The sequence below is a fragment of the Pseudomonas segetis genome (assembly GCF_900188155.1).
Classification (GTDB): domain Bacteria; phylum Pseudomonadota; class Gammaproteobacteria; order Pseudomonadales; family Pseudomonadaceae; genus Aquipseudomonas; species Aquipseudomonas segetis.
The window spans coordinates 814,283-829,806 of sequence record NZ_FZOG01000001.1; the positions used below are offsets into that span (position 1 = coordinate 814,283).

A 15,524-nucleotide genomic window follows, 5' to 3' on the forward strand; every position below is an offset into this window, starting at 1 on the left:
GCCGACAAGCTGCGCCCACGGCCATAAAAACGTTAAACTATGCCCCGCACCGGCCTTGGCCGGTGTTGTTGTTCATTAACCACCAGTCCGCCCTTTACGTGGGCGACTACTGAGGAAGTAAAAGCATGACCGACAAAATTGTCGTTGCAGCCTTGTACAAGTTCGTCTCCCTGCCGGATTTCCATGAACTGCGTGAGCCCTTGCTCAACACCCTGATTGAAAACGGGGTCAAGGGCACCTTGTTGCTGGCCGAAGAGGGTATCAACGGTACTGTTTCCGGCAGCCGCGAAGGCATTGATGGTCTTTTCGCATGGTTTGCACTGGACCCGCGCCTGGCCGATGTCGATCACAAGGAGTCCTATTGCGATGAGCAGCCCTTCTATCGCACCAAGGTCAAGCTGAAGAAGGAAATCGTCACCCTTGGCGTTGAAGGCGTTGATCCGAACAAGCAGGTTGGCACTTATGTCGAGCCTAAAGACTGGAATGCGCTGATTGCCGATCCAGAGGTGCTGCTGATTGATACTCGTAACGATTACGAGGTTTCGATTGGCACATTCGAGGGGGCCATCGACCCCAAGACCAAGACCTTTCGCGAATTTCCCGAGTACATCAAGGCCAACTTCGATCCGGCCAAGCACAAGAAAGTCGCGATGTTCTGTACCGGCGGTATTCGCTGCGAAAAAGCCTCGAGCTATATGCTCAATCAAGGCTTCGAGGAGGTCTATCACCTGCAGGGCGGGATTCTCAAATACCTTGAGCAAGTGCCGCAGGAAGAGTCGAGCTGGAAGGGCGATTGCTTCGTGTTCGACAACCGGGTCACTGTTCGGCACGACCTGACAGAAGGCGAATACGATCAGTGCCACGCGTGCCGTACGCCGATTTCGGCAACCGATCGCGAGTCAGAGTTTTTCACCCCAGGCGTGAGCTGCCCGTATTGCTGGGACTCATTGCCAGAGAAAACCCGCGCCGGTGCCCGCGAGCGACAAAAGCAGATTGAATTGGCCAGGCAGCGCAATATGCCGCACCCCCTTGGCTTCAATCCACGATCAAAAAAACAAGGCTAAGCCATGCAAACTCGCCTGCTGTATGTGATGGACCCGATGTGCTCCTGGTGCTGGGGCTTTGCCCCGGTGTTTCAGTCCCTCGCGGAGCAGGCTCAGGCCCAGGGTGTTGAACTGCACCTGATTGCCGGTGGTTTGCGTACAGGCAATGGCGCGGCGCTGGATAACAGCACACGTAACTACATTCTTGAACACTGGCGGGCCGTCGCCGATGCGACCGGCCAGCCGTTCAGCTTTGATGGTGCCTTGCCCGATGGCTTTGTTTACAACACCGAGCCTGCCTGCAGGGCTTTGGTGACGGCGCGCAGCCTTGATCCGCAAAGCACCTGGCCGCTGGTCAAGCTGATCCAGCAGGCGTTCTATGCCGAAGGTCGCGATGTGACTCAGGCCAGTGTGCTGGTTGAGCTTGCCGAAGAGGCTGGCCTGCCGCGTATCGTCTTTGCCGAGGCCTTCGACAGTGTCGAACAGCAAGCGGCCACGGCTGATGACTTCACCTGGGTCCAGGATTTGGGAATCGCGGGTTTCCCAACCCTGCTGGCCGAGCGTGATGGGCAGCTTGCATTAGTGACTAATGGCTATCAGCCGCTCGACAGCTTGTCGCCCTTGTTGGCACGTTGGCTAGAGCGCGCTGCCAATGCGTGACCGGTTGAGCTGGTCGGAAATTCGCCGGCTGGCCTTGAGGCATCGTAAAGCGTTGATCCTGGCCAATGCCGTGGCTGTGTTGGCGACACTTTGCAGTGTGCCTATTCCGTTGTTATTGCCCTTGCTGGTCGATGAGGTCCTGCTCAAGCAGGGTGATTCGGCGTTGCAGGTCATGAACAATTTTCTTCCCGTTGCCTGGCAAACCGCAGTTGGCTACATCGCCCTGATGTTGGCGCTGACCTTTTTGTTGCGCGCCAGTGCCCTGGTTTTCAACGTGCTGCAGGCGCGCTTGTTTGCACGGCTGTCGAAAGACATCGTGTACCGGATTCGCATACGCCTGATCGAACGGCTCAAGCGCATATCCCTCGCAGAATACGAAAGCCTGGGCAGCGGTACCGTGACGACGCACCTGGTCACCGACCTCGACACCCTGGATAAATTCGTCGGCGAAACCCTCAGCCGTTTTTTGGTGGCGGTCCTGACGCTGGCAGGAACCTCGGCGATATTGCTGTGGATGCACTGGCAGCTCGCCTTGTTGATTTTGCTGTTCAATCCGCTGGTCATCTATGCCACGGTGCAACTGGGCAAGCGGGTCAAGCACTTGAAGAAGCTCGAAAACGACAGCACTTCGCGCTTCACCCAGGCATTGACCGAAACCCTGGATGCAATCCAGGAGATTCGCGCTGGCAATCGCCAAGGTTTTTTTCTCGGCAGGCTGGGCGTGCGCGCACAAGAGGTGCGCAATTTTGCCGTTGCCTCACAGTGGAAAAGCGATGCTTCAAGCCGTGCCAGTGGTTTGCTCTTCCAGTTTGGCATCGACGTGTTCCGGGCGGCGGCCATGCTCACCGTGCTGTTTTCCGACCTGTCGATCGGGCAGATGCTCGCGGTGTTCAGCTACCTGTGGTTCATGATTGGCCCGGTCGAGCAACTGCTTAGCCTGCAATACGCCTTTTATGCGGCAGGTGGCGCGTTGTCACGGATCAACGAGCTGCTGGCGCGCGCCGATGAGCCGCAATACAGCGGCGCCTGCGATCCTTTTAGCGGGCGCCAGACCCTTGGCATCGAGATCGACAAGCTGACGTTTTCCTACCAGGACGAGCCGGTGCTCGACCAGCTCGACCTGCGCATTGCGCCGGGCGAGAAAGTTGCCATTGTCGGCGCCAGCGGTGGCGGCAAAAGTACCTTGGTGCAGCTGTTGCTGGGGCTGTACAGCGCGCAAAGTGGTTCGATTCGCTACGGCGGTGCAAGCCTGCAAGACATAGGTCTTGAGCGAGTGCGGGAAAATGTGGCGGTGGTCTTGCAGCACCCGGCATTGTTCAATGACACGGTGCGCGCCAACCTGTGCATGGGCCGTGAGCGCAGTGAGGATGAATGCTGGCACGCACTGGAAATCGCCCAGTTGGCGTCTACGATCCGGCAACTACCTAAGGGGCTCGACAGTATTGTTGGCCGTTCCGGGGTGCGTTTATCGGGCGGTCAGCGCCAGCGCCTGGCCATTGCCCGCATGGTGTTGGCAGAGCCAAAGGTGGTGATTCTCGATGAGGCAACTTCTGCCTTGGATGCCGCCACCGAGTACGCCTTGCATAAAGCCATGAGTAATTTCCTGGTCGGGCGCACGACATTGATCATCGCGCACCGGTTGTCCGCGGTGAAGCAGGCAGATCGTGTCCTGGTTTTTGATGGTGGGCGCATCGCCGAGGATGGCGATCATCATCAGTTGATCGCCGATGGTGGTCTTTATGCCCGCCTGTATGGGCATTTGCAGCAGTAGTCTAGGATTAGGCAGGCAGCATTTAGCCGTGGGTCAGTCGGCGTAATAAATGCGCAAGATCAACGTCGAATGAGGCGTCGTCTTATCAAACTCGGGCTGAGTACGGAGTGGCCCAGGCACACACAAGGGATAGCTAAATGAATCGAGTCAAAGTCGAGTTTACTGGCAGTCAGGGGCAGCAACTGGCAGGTTTGCTGGAGTTGCCCAATAGCCTGCAACCGGTCAAGTACTACGCGCTTTTTGCCCATTGCTTTACCTGTGGCAAGGATATTGCCGCCGCGTCGCGGATCAGCCGTGAGCTGGCTGACCAGGGCATTGCCGTGCTGCGTTTCGACTTCACCGGGCTTGGCAATAGTGACGGTGATTTTGCCAATACCAATTTCACCTCCAATGTCGAAGACCTGGTTGCCGCCGCTAAAATGCTCGAGGCCGAGTATGCCGCGCCGAAGTTGATTATCGGCCACAGCCTTGGTGGCGCCGCAGTACTTTCGGCGGTCGATAAAATTCCGTCATTGCAAGCCGTTGCAACCATTGCCGCACCTTCGACAGCGCATCATGTGCAGCACTTGTTCAGCAGTTCCAAAGCCGAGATCGAAGCGCAGGGACAGGCTCGGGTCAAACTTGGCATGCGTGAGTTTTCGATCAAGAAGCAGCTCATCGAAGACCTGGATCAATACACCGACTTGCAGCACATCACGCGGCTGCGTCGACCGTTGATCGTCTTTCACTCCCCAATCGATAGCATTGTTCCTGTGGATGAGGCGGCGAAGATCTTTACTGCGGCCAAGCACCCTAAAAGCTATGTGTCGCTGGATCAGGCCGATCACCTGTTGAGCAAGAAAGAAGATGCGCGCTATGTGGCCAAGACCCTTGCCGCCTGGGCCGAGCGTTATGTCGAGGTGCCAGCAGCAGAACCCGTCGCCGCAGATCTTGAAGAAGGCCATGTGTTGGTGACTGAGCTGGACAAGCAGTTCCTGCGCGGTCTTTATACCAACGCCCACCAGTTTGTATCCGACGAGCCGAAAAGTGTCGGTGGAACCCATCTGGGTCCCACGCCTTATGCATTGTTGTTGATGAGCCTGGGGGCTTGCACCTCAATGACCATCCGCATGTATGCCACGCGCAAGGGAATTCCACTTGAAGATATCGACGTTCGCCTGGTTCATGAGCGTATCCATGCCCAGGATTGCAGCGAGTGTGAAGGGCGAGAGGGCAAGATTGAGCGAATCCAGCGTTTTATCAGCTTCAAGGGCGACCAGCTGACCGAGGAGCAGATCCAAAGCATGCTCAAGATTGCCGATCGCTGCCCGGTACATAAAACCCTTGAATCCGACCCAGTGATCACCACTGAACTGGAGCGCACCAAATAGGCTGGTGCCGCACAAGCAAAAAACCACCTGCGGGTGGTTTTTTGCTATCTGGGGTTTGCCAGGCGTTAGCTTGCGCGCTGCAATGGCAGCTTATTGAACCGCCTTGTAACGATAAGTTTACGGGTGTTGGGCGCCGAATAGCTGGCTGTTGCCATAAATCCAGGGTGTAAGGAAAACGTGCCGCGCAAGCAGGCCTGGGGTGCTTCTGGTTGGGGCCTAGGTGCTTGTTCGCCCGGCGTTCTAAGGGTGTTATGGCTGCACTAGGGCAGCTTGCGAGGCCGCCCACAACCGCCCGAGAACAACAAGGAGGCGCAATGAACGCCGTGAATAAAATCGAACAGCACAACCCGATTGGTACCGATGGCTTCGAATTCGTTGAGTACACCGCTCCGACGCCCGAAGGTATCGAGCAACTGCGCGAGCTGTTCACTGCCATGGGGTTCACCGAAACCGCCAAGCACCGTTCCAAGGAAGTCTTTCTGTTCCAGCAGAACGACATCAACTTCGTACTCAACGGCAGCCCGACCGGCCATGTTCGCGAGTTCGGCCTCAAGCACGGCCCAAGCGCCTGTGCCATGGCTTTCCGGGTTAAAAATGCTGCACAGGCGGCGGCTTATGTTGAGTCGCAAGGCGCCAAGCTGGTGGGTAGCCACGCCAACTTCGGTGAGCTGAATATCCCATGTGTCGAGGGTATTGGCGGCTCGCTGCTGTACCTGGTGGATCGCTTTGGCGAAAACACCATCTATGACGTGGACTTTGAGTTCATCGAAGGCCGTACACCGCAGGACAATGCCGTGGGCCTGATGGGGCTTGATCACCTGACTCATAACGTCAAGCGCGGCCAGATGGATGTTTGGTCCGGCTTTTACGAGCGCATCGCCAACTTCCGCGAGATTCGCTATTTCGACATCGAAGGCAAGCTCACCGGCCTGTTGTCGCGGGCCATGACCGCGCCTTGCGGCAAGATTCGCATCCCGATCAACGAGTCGGCCGATGACAAGTCGCAGATCGAGGAGTTTATCCGCGAGTACCAGGGAGAGGGCATCCAGCACATCGCCCTGAGTACCGATGATATTTTCGCCACCGTTCGCCAATTGCGCGCCAATGGTGTGGACTTCATGAGCACTCCAGGCACCTATTACGACAAGGTTGACACCCGCGTTGCAGGCCATGGCGAGTCGACTGAACTGCTGCGCGAGCTGAGCATCTTGATCGATGGTGCGCCAGGCGATGACGGCATCTTGCTGCAAATCTTCACCAATACGGTAATTGGCCCGATTTTCTTCGAGATTATCCAGCGCAAGGGTAATCAAGGTTTCGGCGAGGGCAACTTCAAGGCCTTGTTCGAGTCGATCGAGGAAGACCAGGTACGTCGCGGTGTGATCGCCGCCGACTAAGCTCCATGCACCACTGACGCAGCGCTTCAAGCTGCGTCAGCTGCTTCTGCCAATTTAAGGTTCGATTATGAAGTTAGCCTCACTCAAGCAAGGCCGCGACGGAGTACTGGTCGTGGTTTCGCGCGATCTCAGCCGCGCGCTCAAAGTCCCGACCATCGCCGCGACGCTACAGGCCGCCCTGGATGATTGGGATACTATCCGTCCGCAACTCGAAGCACGTTATCAGCGCTTGAACGACGGCCTTGAAGCCGAAGCGTTCGCCTTCGAGCAAAGCGCTTGCCACAGTCCCTTGCCTCGTGCGTTTCACTGGGCCGATGGCAGCGCCTACGTCAATCATGTGGAGTTGGTACGCAAGGCGCGCGGTGCCGAAATGCCAGAGAGCTTCTGGCACGAACCCCTGATGTATCAAGGCGGCTCTGATGCATTTATCGCCCCGCACAGCCCGATTCCCATGGCCGACGAGGCTTGGGGCATAGACCTTGAGGCCGAGCTGGCGGTAATTACCGACGATGTGCCTATGGGCGTTAGCGCTGCCGAGGCCGCTGGCCATGTGCAACTGCTGATGCTGGTCAACGATGTGTCGTTGCGCAACCTGATTCCGGGCGAGCTGGCCAAGGGCTTTGGTTTTTACCAGAGCAAGCCATCATCGAGCTTCTCGCCAGTTGCCGTGACTCCGGACGAGCTTGGCGAGAGCTGGAAGGATGGCAAGGTCCATCGCCCACTGGTTTCGCATATCAATGGCCAGTTATTTGGCGAGCCGGATGCAGGCACCGACATGACCTTCAACTTCCCGACGCTGGTTGCACACGCCGCAAAAAGCCGGCCGCTGGGCAGTGGCACCATCATTGGCTCGGGCACTGTCTCCAACTATGACCGCAGCTCAGGGTCATCCTGCCTGGCCGAAAAGCGCATGCTTGAAGTCATTGAGCAGGGTGAAGCCAAGACTCCGTTCCTGAAGTTTGGCGATCGCGTGCGTATTGAAATGTTCGATGCCGCCGGACAAAGCATTTTCGGGGCTATTGACCAGGTCGTGGAACGCTACGATGGCTGAGCTGACGCTCTATTCCTATTGGCGCTCCAGTGCGGCTTACCGCGTACGTATTGCCCTCAACCTCAAGGGGCTTGCGTACCAGCAGGTGGCGGTGCACCTGGTCAAGGATGGCGGTGAGCAACTGGCGCCAGCCTATCAGCAGATGAACCCCCAAGGCCTGTTGCCGCTGCTGGTTGATCACGTTTGCGGACGCGAAACCAAGATTGCCCAGTCACTGGCGATCATCGAATACCTTGACGAAGTGTTTCCAGTGCCGTCACTGCTCCCAACCGAGCCAGCATTGCGTGCGCAAGTGCGCGCGCTTGCGCTGCACATCGCCTGTGACGTCCATCCGCTGAACAACCTGCGCGTGCTGAAGTATCTCTCGACCGAATTGGGCGTTGCCGATGACGCCAAGACGCAGTGGTACCAACATTGGGTGCACAGTGGCCTGAAGGCGGTTGAGCAGGGGTTGGCGGTATTTGATGGCAAGTTGTCCCTTGGTCAGAGACCTGGATATCTAGAAGCCTGTTTGACCCCACAGGTGTACAATGCGCGCCGTTTTAACTGTGACCTCGATGCGTATCCGCGCATTCTCGCCATGACGGCGCGTTGTGAAGCCCTCGAAGCCTTCAAACAGGCGGCTCCGGAGGTGCAACCCGACGCAACCTAAGGTTTACCAGCCTTGCGGGGAGAGAGGCGTGCCAGCCAAGGCTGGCGCTGCTGAACTCTTCATCACTCCGCCGCGCCATAAGCGCAGCGGGTTAGATCCCGTCACAGATAAAAACAACAGGTGACGCATGACCCGAGAAAAACCTAAAAACCTCTGGCTCTCCCGCTGGGGCTTTATTCTTGCTGCAACCGGCTCCGCCGTGGGCCTGGGCAATATCTGGAAATTCCCCTATATCACAGGTGAGTACGGCGGCGGCGCTTTCGTGCTGATGTACCTTGCCTGCATCCTGGCCATTGGTATTCCGGTGATGATGACCGAGATCGCCATCGGTCGCCGTGGTCGCGGCAGCCCCATCGATGCAATTGGCTGCGTGGTCAAGGAGAACAGCGGCAATCCGCTGTGGAAGGCGGTTGGCGGCATGGCCATGCTGGCCGGGTTTATGATTCTGTGTTTTTACGTGGTAGTTGCCGGTTGGGCCTTTGCCTACACCTGGAAAATGCTTGATGGCTCGCTCGCAGCCACCAGCGTTGATGCCCTGGGCGCGGTGTTTGAAGCGCACAACGCCAATCCCTGGCAGCTCGGCGGCTGGAGCGTGCTGGTCGCGCTGTTGACCTTGTGGATTGTCGGCAAAGGCGTACAGAAGGGTATCGAGAACTCGGTGCGCTGGATGATGCCGGGCCTGGCGGTAATGCTGGTGGCATTGGTCGGCTATGCCTTGACCAGCGGTAGCTTCTCGGCGGGCTTCGACTTTCTGTTCAGCTTTGATGCCTCGAAAATCACTGGCGAAGCGCTGCTTGCCGCCCTGGGTCATGCATTCTTCACCCTGAGCCTGGCTTCCGGGGCGATTCTGACCTATGGCTCATATATCCCGGACGGCCAGTCGATTGCGCGGACCACCTTTATGGTTGCCATCTGCGATACCGCTGTGGCCTTGTTGGCTGGCTTGGCCATCTTCCCGATTATCTTCGCCAACGGCATGAGCCCGAGTGCCGGGCCTGGCTTGATCTTCATGAGCTTGCCGCTGGCATTCCAGCAGATGCCTTTTGGCACTGCCTTCGGCGTACTGTTCTTTGCCATGGTGTCGATTGCCGCGCTGACCTCGGCGATCTCAATGATCGAGGCCACTGTGGCCTATCTCAATGAAAAACACGGTATCAGCCGGGTCAAGTCCGCCGCGGTTTCGGGCGCGGTCTTGTTGGTGATCAGCTTGCTGGCGATGCTCTCGTTCAACCTGCTCGCGGGCTGGACGCCAATGGGCAAGAACTTCTTCGACTGGCTGGATTACCTGACGTCACGCTGGATGATGCCATTGGGCGGTATCTTCATCGTCTTGTTTGCCGGTTATGCATTGCGTGACGAGATCATGCGTGACGAGCTGAACCTGCCGCCGCTGGGGTACGCGCTGTGGCTGTTCATGGTGCGTTACGTGTGCCCGGTGCTGATCATGATCGTGTTCCTCAACGCACTGGGATGGCTGGGCTTCGACCCTATCGCTGGCTGGTACTGGATTGCCGGGGCCATTGGCGTGCTGACCATCCTGGGCGAACTGTTTCGTCCGCGAGTGATGCCAGCGTTGGCAGGGCGTTAATCGAACGAGCAGTTGGCAGGCAATAAGCGTGCGGCGAAAACCGCACGCTTTTTTTATGCCAGGGAAAAGCTGGGCAAATTATTGACGCTGAATTAATGGCGAAATTCCGCCAGCATCGGGTCAAGCTCGGCGTAAAGCTGCCGATACAGCACGTCTGGATGTTGTGATTTGTTCATCCATGGATTGTCTGTTGCTTTGTTGTGCCCGTAATAGAGGCTCTTGCGGGTTATGGCGGATTGATGGCACAAGCCTTGCGATGGAACAAGGTCCAACAAGCACTGTGCCAGCCTAATCTTGCTAACCGGCTGGCGAACTCAGTGAATAAATATAACGGAGTGCCCCATGTTTTCGTCTGCTACACGCCTCTTCACAGACCTTGCCGTAGGTAAAAAACTGCTTGGCGGTTTCGCCTTGGTGCTGTTGTTAACGCTGGCCGTTGCCTTGACCGGCTATTGGGCTGTGGAGGCTGTCGCGAGTCGGCACGAGCAGGTTAGCCAATTCTCGGAAATCGATGTGGCAGTCCTGGAGGCGCGTCGCTTCGAGGCCGCCTTTGCGCAAAAGAAAACCGCCGAGGCTGCTGCCAGAACCAACCAGCAGCTAACCCTGGTCAAGCAGTTGATCGCGGCCCAGGCCAGCTCTGCGGACGCTGACCAGAAAGCCCAACTGCAAGCCATGGATGAAGCGGTCGGCCAATACCAGCAGCAGTTCGATGCTTTTGTGCGGCTCAACGATCAATCGCGCGCTGCCCGTGAGCAAATGAGCAAGGCCGCGGGCGAGGCCCGTGACCAGTTTGATGTGATTGAGTTTGAAATGTATGACGCCGTGCGTGAGTTGCGCTTGCAGGGCGACAATCTCAAGGGCAGCGACCCCCTGACCCTGGCGGAAACCGCTTCAGGCTTGAGCAAGCGCATGCTGGACCTGCGCAGTAATGAAAGCCTGTACATCATTGATAGATCTGCGGACGCCTTGAAGGATTGGAAGTACACCAACGAGGATTTGGAAACCGTCGCGCGCAACCTGATGATCTGGCTTACTGATGAGCAAAAGAGCTCGATTACAGCCGCCCTGGATGCACTGAAGGTCTATCAGCAAGCGTTTTATAATTACCAGCAGGTGATCAGCCAGGGCGAAAGCGCTGAAAAAACCATGCTGGAAAAGGCCCAGGCAGTGTTGAGCCTGGTGGAGGCGGCGAAGAGAACTGAAGATGAGCGCATGCTCGATATTCGCAATCAAGCATTGCTAGCTCTGATTGTTATGGCCATAGCGGCCACTGTTATCGGTGTGTTGGCCGCGTTGTTGATTACCCGCTCGATTGTCACGCCATTGCGCCAAGCCGTGACCTTTGCCGAGCAGATTGCCGAGGGCAATCTAAGTCAGAACATCGCGAGCAACCGTGGCGATGAGGTCGGCCAGTTGATGTCAGCCATGCAGCGCATGACCTTGAGTTTGCGTGAGCTGATCGGCCACATTGGCGGTGGCGTGGGGCAGATTGCGGCCGCCGCCGAGCAGCTTTCGGCTATCACGGCGCAAACCAGTTCCGGTGTGCAAGAACAGAAGCTCGAAACCGAACAGACGGCAACCGCAATGCATGAAATGGCCGCGACTGTGCAGGAAGTTGCGCAGAATGCGGACCAGGCATCCGTCGCCGCACGTGAGGCCGATCAAGAGGCCCAGCAGGGCAATCAAGTTGTGCAGCAGGCGGTGGGCCAGATTAATAGCCTGGCCGGTGAGGTCGAGCAATCCGCCCAGGCCATCCAGGCGTTGAACCTGGAGAGCGAGCGCATCGGCAGCGTACTTGAGGTGATTCGTTCCGTCGCCGAGCAGACCAACCTGTTGGCCTTGAATGCGGCCATCGAGGCGGCGCGCGCGGGCGAGCAGGGGCGCGGTTTTGCGGTTGTTGCCGATGAGGTCCGGGCGCTGGCGCAACGCGCCTACAGCTCCACCGAGGAAATCGAAACGCTGATTGCTGGCCTGCAATCGATGGCCAAGGATGCGGTAACCCAGATGGACAGCAGCCTGAGCCTGACCCAGCGTACCGTAGTGCTGGCTGGTCAGGCCGGCGATGCGCTAGGCCGAATTACCCAGTCGGTGAGCACCATCGAGCAGATGAATCATCAGATTGCAGCCGCTGCCGAGGAGCAGAGCAGCGTGGCGGAAAACATCAGCGAGAGCATCACCCGGGTTCGTGACATCGGAGATCAAAGCGCCTCGGCCAGCGAACAAACCGCCGCCTCAAGCGCCGAGCTGGCGCGCCTGGGTGTTGAGCTGCAAGGCCTGGTCAAGCAATTCAGGGTTCAGTAAGCCTTCGATGCTAGCCATTGAGTGGACGCATAAGCCTCGTTCACTCAACGGCCGGTCGAGTAGGGTGCGACAACGCGAAGCTTGTGCAACGCAAGCCTGGGGGCGGATGGCGCAAATGGCGGACAGAAAAGCGCTGTCCGCCCTAGAGTTTGTTCTGGCTTATCAGGGGTTTGCTCAGTTCACTGGCCCAAAGTGCCAGGGGTACAGATGTTTGTGGTTGCCAAATCCGCGTCCACAATAGCTTGAGCCGATTCAGGTCGCCGCGCTCAACCGGCCAACGCTGGATCTCATCCTGAACCTGCCACTTGCCGTCTTGCCAGTGGGCAAAATCAAAGCGAAATGGGTGAAATCCGGTCATCCCCAGGCGCAGGTCGGTAACGATCAGGTGGTCACCGATACGGTCGTAACGCAATACCCCATCGGTAAACCAGCTAAGTCGGGTCAGCGCCGGTGAGCCAGCCAGCGACTTGCCCAGATTTGTACCCAGTGGGATGCGCTCAAGGGTCGGGGGCTCGGTATCAAACCAGCCGGACAGCGCCTCGTAGTAGTTATCGCCATCAATAACGATCACGCGCCATAACAGGGTATTGAAAGGCGTCGGCGTGCTGAAGATCTGTTGCGCCTGGATGCCCTGGTGGCGCAACTGGGTTTCGACACGCTGTTCGGCGACATTCTTGCCCACCAGGCTGGAGGCCAGGTAAAGGCTTGAAATGGCTAGAGCAATTGCAGGCGCCTTGCCTGCCTTGCCGCCCAGGCCGTAGATCAGGCCCAGCAGCATCGCTGCCAGCAATGGCACCGTGTAGAGCGGGTCGATTATAAATATGCTCGACCAGGCAACAGGTGTGGTGGTCATTGGCCAGAACAGCTGAGTGCCATAACTGGTGAAGCTGTCGAGCAGCGGGTGGGTGACCAGTACCAACCAGAGCGTCAGCAATAATCGCTGGGTGGAATATCCGGGGGTGGGCGCAAAGCGCCTGATCAGCAGGGTCAACAGCAGTGCTATGCCACTGAGGACGAATATCGAGTGGCTAAAGCCGCGGTGATAGGTCATCTGAGCGACGGCGTCGCCGTAATGGATCAGTACATCCATATCCGGCAGTGTGCCGAGCAGGCCGCCATAGAGCAGTGCCTTGCGGCCTTGCCAGCGACCGAGCAACGCGCCCTGGATACCGGCACCAAGCACCACCTGTGTAAGCGAATCCATTGCGAGTCCTCGTGATCGGGCAGCGCCTAGGTTAACCGGATCTGGCCTGCGGCAATGCAGCGAAATGTACTAAAAAACATTTCAATCTCGACCTGAATATCCAGATCGGCGCCAACTGATGTTGTATTGTGCAGGTAAATTCTTGTGCAAGGTCTTGCCATGCTGGTGGTTTCAAACAGTGTTCAGCTTCCTGATGATGAGATCGAGCTAACCGCAATCAGGGCTCAAGGCGCGGGCGGGCAAAACGTCAACAAGGTGTCCAGCGCCATGCACCTGCGTTTTGACAGCCAGGCTTCGTCACTGCCAGCGTTCTATAAAGAACGGTTGATGGCGATGCGTGATAGCCGGATTACGGCCGATGGCGTGGTGATCATCAAGGCCCAGCAGTTTCGCACCCAGGAGAAGAATCGTGCAGATGCCCTGGCGCGCCTGTGCGAGTTGATCCTAAGCGCAGGCAAGACCGAGAAAGCCCGGCGCCCAACCAGGCCGACCCTCGGTTCCAAGAAACGTCGGCTGGAAGGCAAGACCAAGCGTGGCGCGATCAAGGCAGGGCGCGGGCGTGTGGATTTTTAGTCACGGGCAAACGCCCGGGTTAGTCCCATTGAGGTGCAAAGCCAGGATTAGCCAGGCGCTCGCCACAGTCGAGTTGCGTAATTTCAGCCATTTCAGCTTCGCTCAGTTTAAGGTTCATCGCCTGCAGATTGCTTTGCAGGTTGCTGCGTTTGGTTGAAGACGGAATCACGGCGAAACCCTGTTGCAGCAGCCAGGCCAGCGAAACCAGGGCCGGGGTGCTGTTGTGAGACTCGGCGATACGCTGCAATAGCGCATCGTTCATCACCTTGCCGTAGGCCAATGGCATGTAGGCGGTTAGCTGCAAGCCATTTTCCCGGGCAAACTCAACCACTTTGCGGTTTTGCAGGTAGGGGTGTATTTCGACTTGGTTGGTGGCGATCTGCTCGGCACCGACCGTTTCAAAGGCTTGCTGCATGTGCCGGATGGTAAAGTTGGAAATTCCAATCTCGCGGGTCAGGCCCTGGGACTTGGCCTCAAGCAGGGCGCTCATGTATTCGCTGACCTGGATTTCATCCTTGGGCGAAGGCCAGTGGATCAGGGTCAGGTCGACATAATCGGTCTGCAACTTGCTCAGGCTTTGCTTGAGGCTTGGAATAAGTGCATTGCCAGCCAGGTTATCAGTCCAGATCTTGGTTGTAAGGTACAGGTCGTCGCGTGCCACCGCGCTGGCAGCAATTGCCTGGCCGACTTCGGCCTCATTGCCATAGATCTGTGCAGTGTCGATGTGCCGGTAGCCGAGTTCGAGGCCCATGGTTACCGAGTCTATGGCTTGCTGGTCTTTGAGGCGAAATGTGCCGAGGCCAAATGCTGGAAGAGACATTATTTGCTCCTTAGGTAATGGGTAAAAATCTAGCGCGATAACCTAGCTGACAGCCTAACGGGCTCATCGTTTAGTTTTAGCGTTGCAAGGCAGGGGTTCTGCAGGTTTGGATTGGCTTGAGTTTGCAGGCTTTATTCATGCGTATTAATAGGGTTACAGGTCAAACATAATTGACTAAAGTTCACGAATGAAAACGACTTTAGATGAATTGCAAGCTTATGTGATGGTGGTCGACAGCGGTTCCATCACGGCGGCTGCCGAGCAACTTGAGCAAACCGCTTCGGGCGTGAGCCGTGCATTGAGCCGGCTCGAGGAAAAACTCGATGTAACCTTGATGCGTAGAACCACGCGGCGCCTGGAAGTTACCGAGGAGGGCATGGTTTTCCTGGCCCAGGCACGCAAGATCCTGGCATCTGTGGAAGAAGCCGAAGAGCAAATGGCTTTGCGTCGACAGCGCCCGGCCGGGCGTTTGCGAGTCAACGCTGCTGCGCCTTTTATGTTGCACAGCATAGTGCCGCTGGTGGCGGGGTTTCGTCAGCAGTATCCGGATATTCAGCTTGAGCTCAACAGCAGCGACCAGATCATCGACTTGCTTGAGCAGCGGACCGATATTGCCATTCGTATCGGTCCTCTGCGTGACTCAACGCTGCATGCACGTCCCCTGGCCACTAGTACCTTGCGTGTCCTGGCCAGCCCCGGCTATCTGCAGCGCCATGGTGAGCCCAGGTCAGTCGAGGCGCTACATCTGCACAGTCTGCTCGGTTTTACCCAGCCAGAGTCATTGAACCAGTGGCCGCTACGCTGCGGGCAGGGTAATTCCTATCTGATCAACCCTGGTTTGTCGGCATCAAGTGGTGAGACCTTGCGGCAACTGGCCCTGGCCGATGCCGGAATAGTGTGCCTGGCAGATTTCATGACCGGGCAGGACCGTAAAGACGGCAGGCTGCAACAGGTACTCAAGTCTTCGACCCTGGAGGTGCGTCAGCCGATCAATGCGGTTTACTACCGCAATACGGCATTGGCTTCGCGCATTGCCTGCTTTATTGATTACCTGAGCGAGCAAATGCTTGAGCAGTGAGGATCAGATCCACAAA

13 protein-coding genes and 1 pseudogene are annotated in these 15,524 nt (G+C 57.3%); 12 read left to right on the top strand and 2 right to left on the bottom strand.

The genetic code is table 11. From position 1 onward, the window contains the following. The first annotated feature begins 125 nt into the window (after positions 1-125). From trhO to CHB79_RS22355, 10 genes and pseudogenes are all read left to right on the top strand, one after another. Positions 126-1,064: an oxygen-dependent tRNA uridine(34) hydroxylase TrhO gene (gene trhO, locus CHB79_RS03825; protein ID WP_010483351.1), complete on the top strand. Its 939-nt coding sequence runs from the start codon at positions 126-128 to the stop codon at positions 1,062-1,064. Between the two features lie 36 nt (positions 1,065-1,100). Beyond that, on the top strand, positions 1,101-1,703 hold the full coding sequence (locus tag CHB79_RS03830; RefSeq protein ID WP_176443137.1) for a DsbA family protein: 603 nt from the start codon (positions 1,101-1,103) through the stop codon (positions 1,701-1,703). Then, positions 1,696-3,474, top strand: coding sequence for an ABC transporter ATP-binding protein (locus tag CHB79_RS03835; protein ID WP_010483353.1), 1,779 nt, complete (start codon positions 1,696-1,698; stop codon positions 3,472-3,474). Before CHB79_RS03830 ends, CHB79_RS03835 begins: the two co-directional genes overlap by 8 nt. A gap of 137 nt (positions 3,475-3,611) precedes the next feature. Continuing rightward, positions 3,612-4,844: a bifunctional alpha/beta hydrolase/OsmC family protein gene (locus CHB79_RS03840; protein ID WP_089358934.1), complete on the top strand. Its 1,233-nt coding sequence runs from the start codon at positions 3,612-3,614 to the stop codon at positions 4,842-4,844. A gap of 314 nt (positions 4,845-5,158) precedes the next feature. After that, a complete protein-coding gene (gene hppD / locus CHB79_RS03845; protein WP_010483356.1) occupies positions 5,159-6,241 on the top strand; it encodes a 4-hydroxyphenylpyruvate dioxygenase in 1,083 nt (360 codons plus the stop codon). A gap of 67 nt (positions 6,242-6,308) precedes the next feature. Then, positions 6,309-7,292, top strand: coding sequence for a fumarylacetoacetate hydrolase family protein (locus CHB79_RS03850; RefSeq protein WP_010483359.1), 984 nt, complete (start codon positions 6,309-6,311; stop codon positions 7,290-7,292). Next, complete coding sequence (maiA, locus tag CHB79_RS03855) at positions 7,285-7,944, top strand: maleylacetoacetate isomerase (RefSeq protein WP_089358935.1); 660 nt, start codon at positions 7,285-7,287, stop codon at positions 7,942-7,944. The genes CHB79_RS03850 and maiA overlap by 8 nt, the downstream gene beginning before the upstream one ends. A gap of 127 nt (positions 7,945-8,071) precedes the next feature. Next, the gene (locus tag CHB79_RS03860) at positions 8,072-9,532 is read left to right on the top strand and encodes a sodium-dependent transporter (RefSeq protein WP_010483362.1); all 1,461 of its coding nucleotides are present in this window, start codon (positions 8,072-8,074) and stop codon (positions 9,530-9,532) included. A 1,254-nt stretch (positions 9,533-10,786) separates the two neighbouring features. Next, positions 10,787-10,975: pseudogene (locus tag CHB79_RS22350) on the top strand (HAMP domain-containing protein); the annotation flags it as partial. Further along, positions 10,967-11,833, top strand: coding sequence for a methyl-accepting chemotaxis protein (locus tag CHB79_RS22355; RefSeq protein ID WP_425439575.1), 867 nt, complete (start codon positions 10,967-10,969; stop codon positions 11,831-11,833). The pseudogene CHB79_RS22350 and the gene CHB79_RS22355, both read left to right, overlap by 9 nt. A gap of 142 nt (positions 11,834-11,975) precedes the next feature. Here CHB79_RS22355 and CHB79_RS03870 read toward each other — a convergent pair whose 3' ends face one another. Further along, positions 11,976-13,037 carry a metal-dependent hydrolase gene (locus CHB79_RS03870; RefSeq protein WP_089358937.1) on the bottom strand — a complete coding sequence of 354 codons (1,062 nt, stop codon included), beginning with the start codon at positions 13,035-13,037 and terminating at the stop codon, positions 11,976-11,978. Positions 13,038-13,196: 159 nt separating this feature from the next. Here CHB79_RS03870 and arfB point away from each other — a divergent pair, with 159 nt between their 5' ends. Next, positions 13,197-13,610: an alternative ribosome rescue aminoacyl-tRNA hydrolase ArfB gene (arfB, locus tag CHB79_RS03875; protein WP_010483370.1), complete on the top strand. Its 414-nt coding sequence runs from the start codon at positions 13,197-13,199 to the stop codon at positions 13,608-13,610. A gap of 19 nt (positions 13,611-13,629) precedes the next feature. Here the strand turns inward: arfB and dkgB are convergent, their stop codons facing one another. Beyond that, positions 13,630-14,430: a 2,5-didehydrogluconate reductase DkgB gene (dkgB, locus tag CHB79_RS03880; RefSeq protein ID WP_089358938.1), complete on the bottom strand. Its 801-nt coding sequence runs from the start codon at positions 14,428-14,430 to the stop codon at positions 13,630-13,632. Positions 14,431-14,617: 187 nt separating this feature from the next. Between dkgB and CHB79_RS03885 the strand changes: the two genes are divergently transcribed. Beyond that, complete coding sequence (locus CHB79_RS03885) at positions 14,618-15,508, top strand: LysR substrate-binding domain-containing protein (protein WP_010483374.1); 891 nt, start codon at positions 14,618-14,620, stop codon at positions 15,506-15,508. The last annotated feature ends 16 nt before the right edge of the window (positions 15,509-15,524 follow it).

Coding starts and splice junctions, on each gene's coding strand:
- trhO (WP_010483351.1), top strand. CDS start 126: ATGACCGACAAAATTGTCGTTGCAGCCTTGTACAAGTTCGTCTCCCTG.
- CHB79_RS03830 (WP_176443137.1), top strand. CDS start 1,101: ATGTGCTCCTGGTGCTGGGGCTTTGCCCCGGTGTTTCAGTCCCTCGCG.
- CHB79_RS03835 (WP_010483353.1), top strand. CDS start 1,696: ATGCGTGACCGGTTGAGCTGGTCGGAAATTCGCCGGCTGGCCTTGAGG.
- CHB79_RS03840 (WP_089358934.1), top strand. CDS start 3,612: ATGAATCGAGTCAAAGTCGAGTTTACTGGCAGTCAGGGGCAGCAACTG.
- hppD (WP_010483356.1), top strand. CDS start 5,159: ATGAACGCCGTGAATAAAATCGAACAGCACAACCCGATTGGTACCGAT.
- CHB79_RS03850 (WP_010483359.1), top strand. CDS start 6,309: ATGAAGTTAGCCTCACTCAAGCAAGGCCGCGACGGAGTACTGGTCGTG.
- maiA (WP_089358935.1), top strand. CDS start 7,285: ATGGCTGAGCTGACGCTCTATTCCTATTGGCGCTCCAGTGCGGCTTAC.
- CHB79_RS03860 (WP_010483362.1), top strand. CDS start 8,072: ATGACCCGAGAAAAACCTAAAAACCTCTGGCTCTCCCGCTGGGGCTTT.
- CHB79_RS22355 (WP_425439575.1), top strand. CDS start 10,967: ATGACCTTGAGTTTGCGTGAGCTGATCGGCCACATTGGCGGTGGCGTG.
- CHB79_RS03870 (WP_089358937.1), bottom strand. CDS start 13,037: ATGGATTCGCTTACACAGGTGGTGCTTGGTGCCGGTATCCAGGGCGCG.
- arfB (WP_010483370.1), top strand. CDS start 13,197: ATGCTGGTGGTTTCAAACAGTGTTCAGCTTCCTGATGATGAGATCGAG.
- dkgB (WP_089358938.1), bottom strand. CDS start 14,430: ATGTCTCTTCCAGCATTTGGCCTCGGCACATTTCGCCTCAAAGACCAG.
- CHB79_RS03885 (WP_010483374.1), top strand. CDS start 14,618: ATGAAAACGACTTTAGATGAATTGCAAGCTTATGTGATGGTGGTCGAC.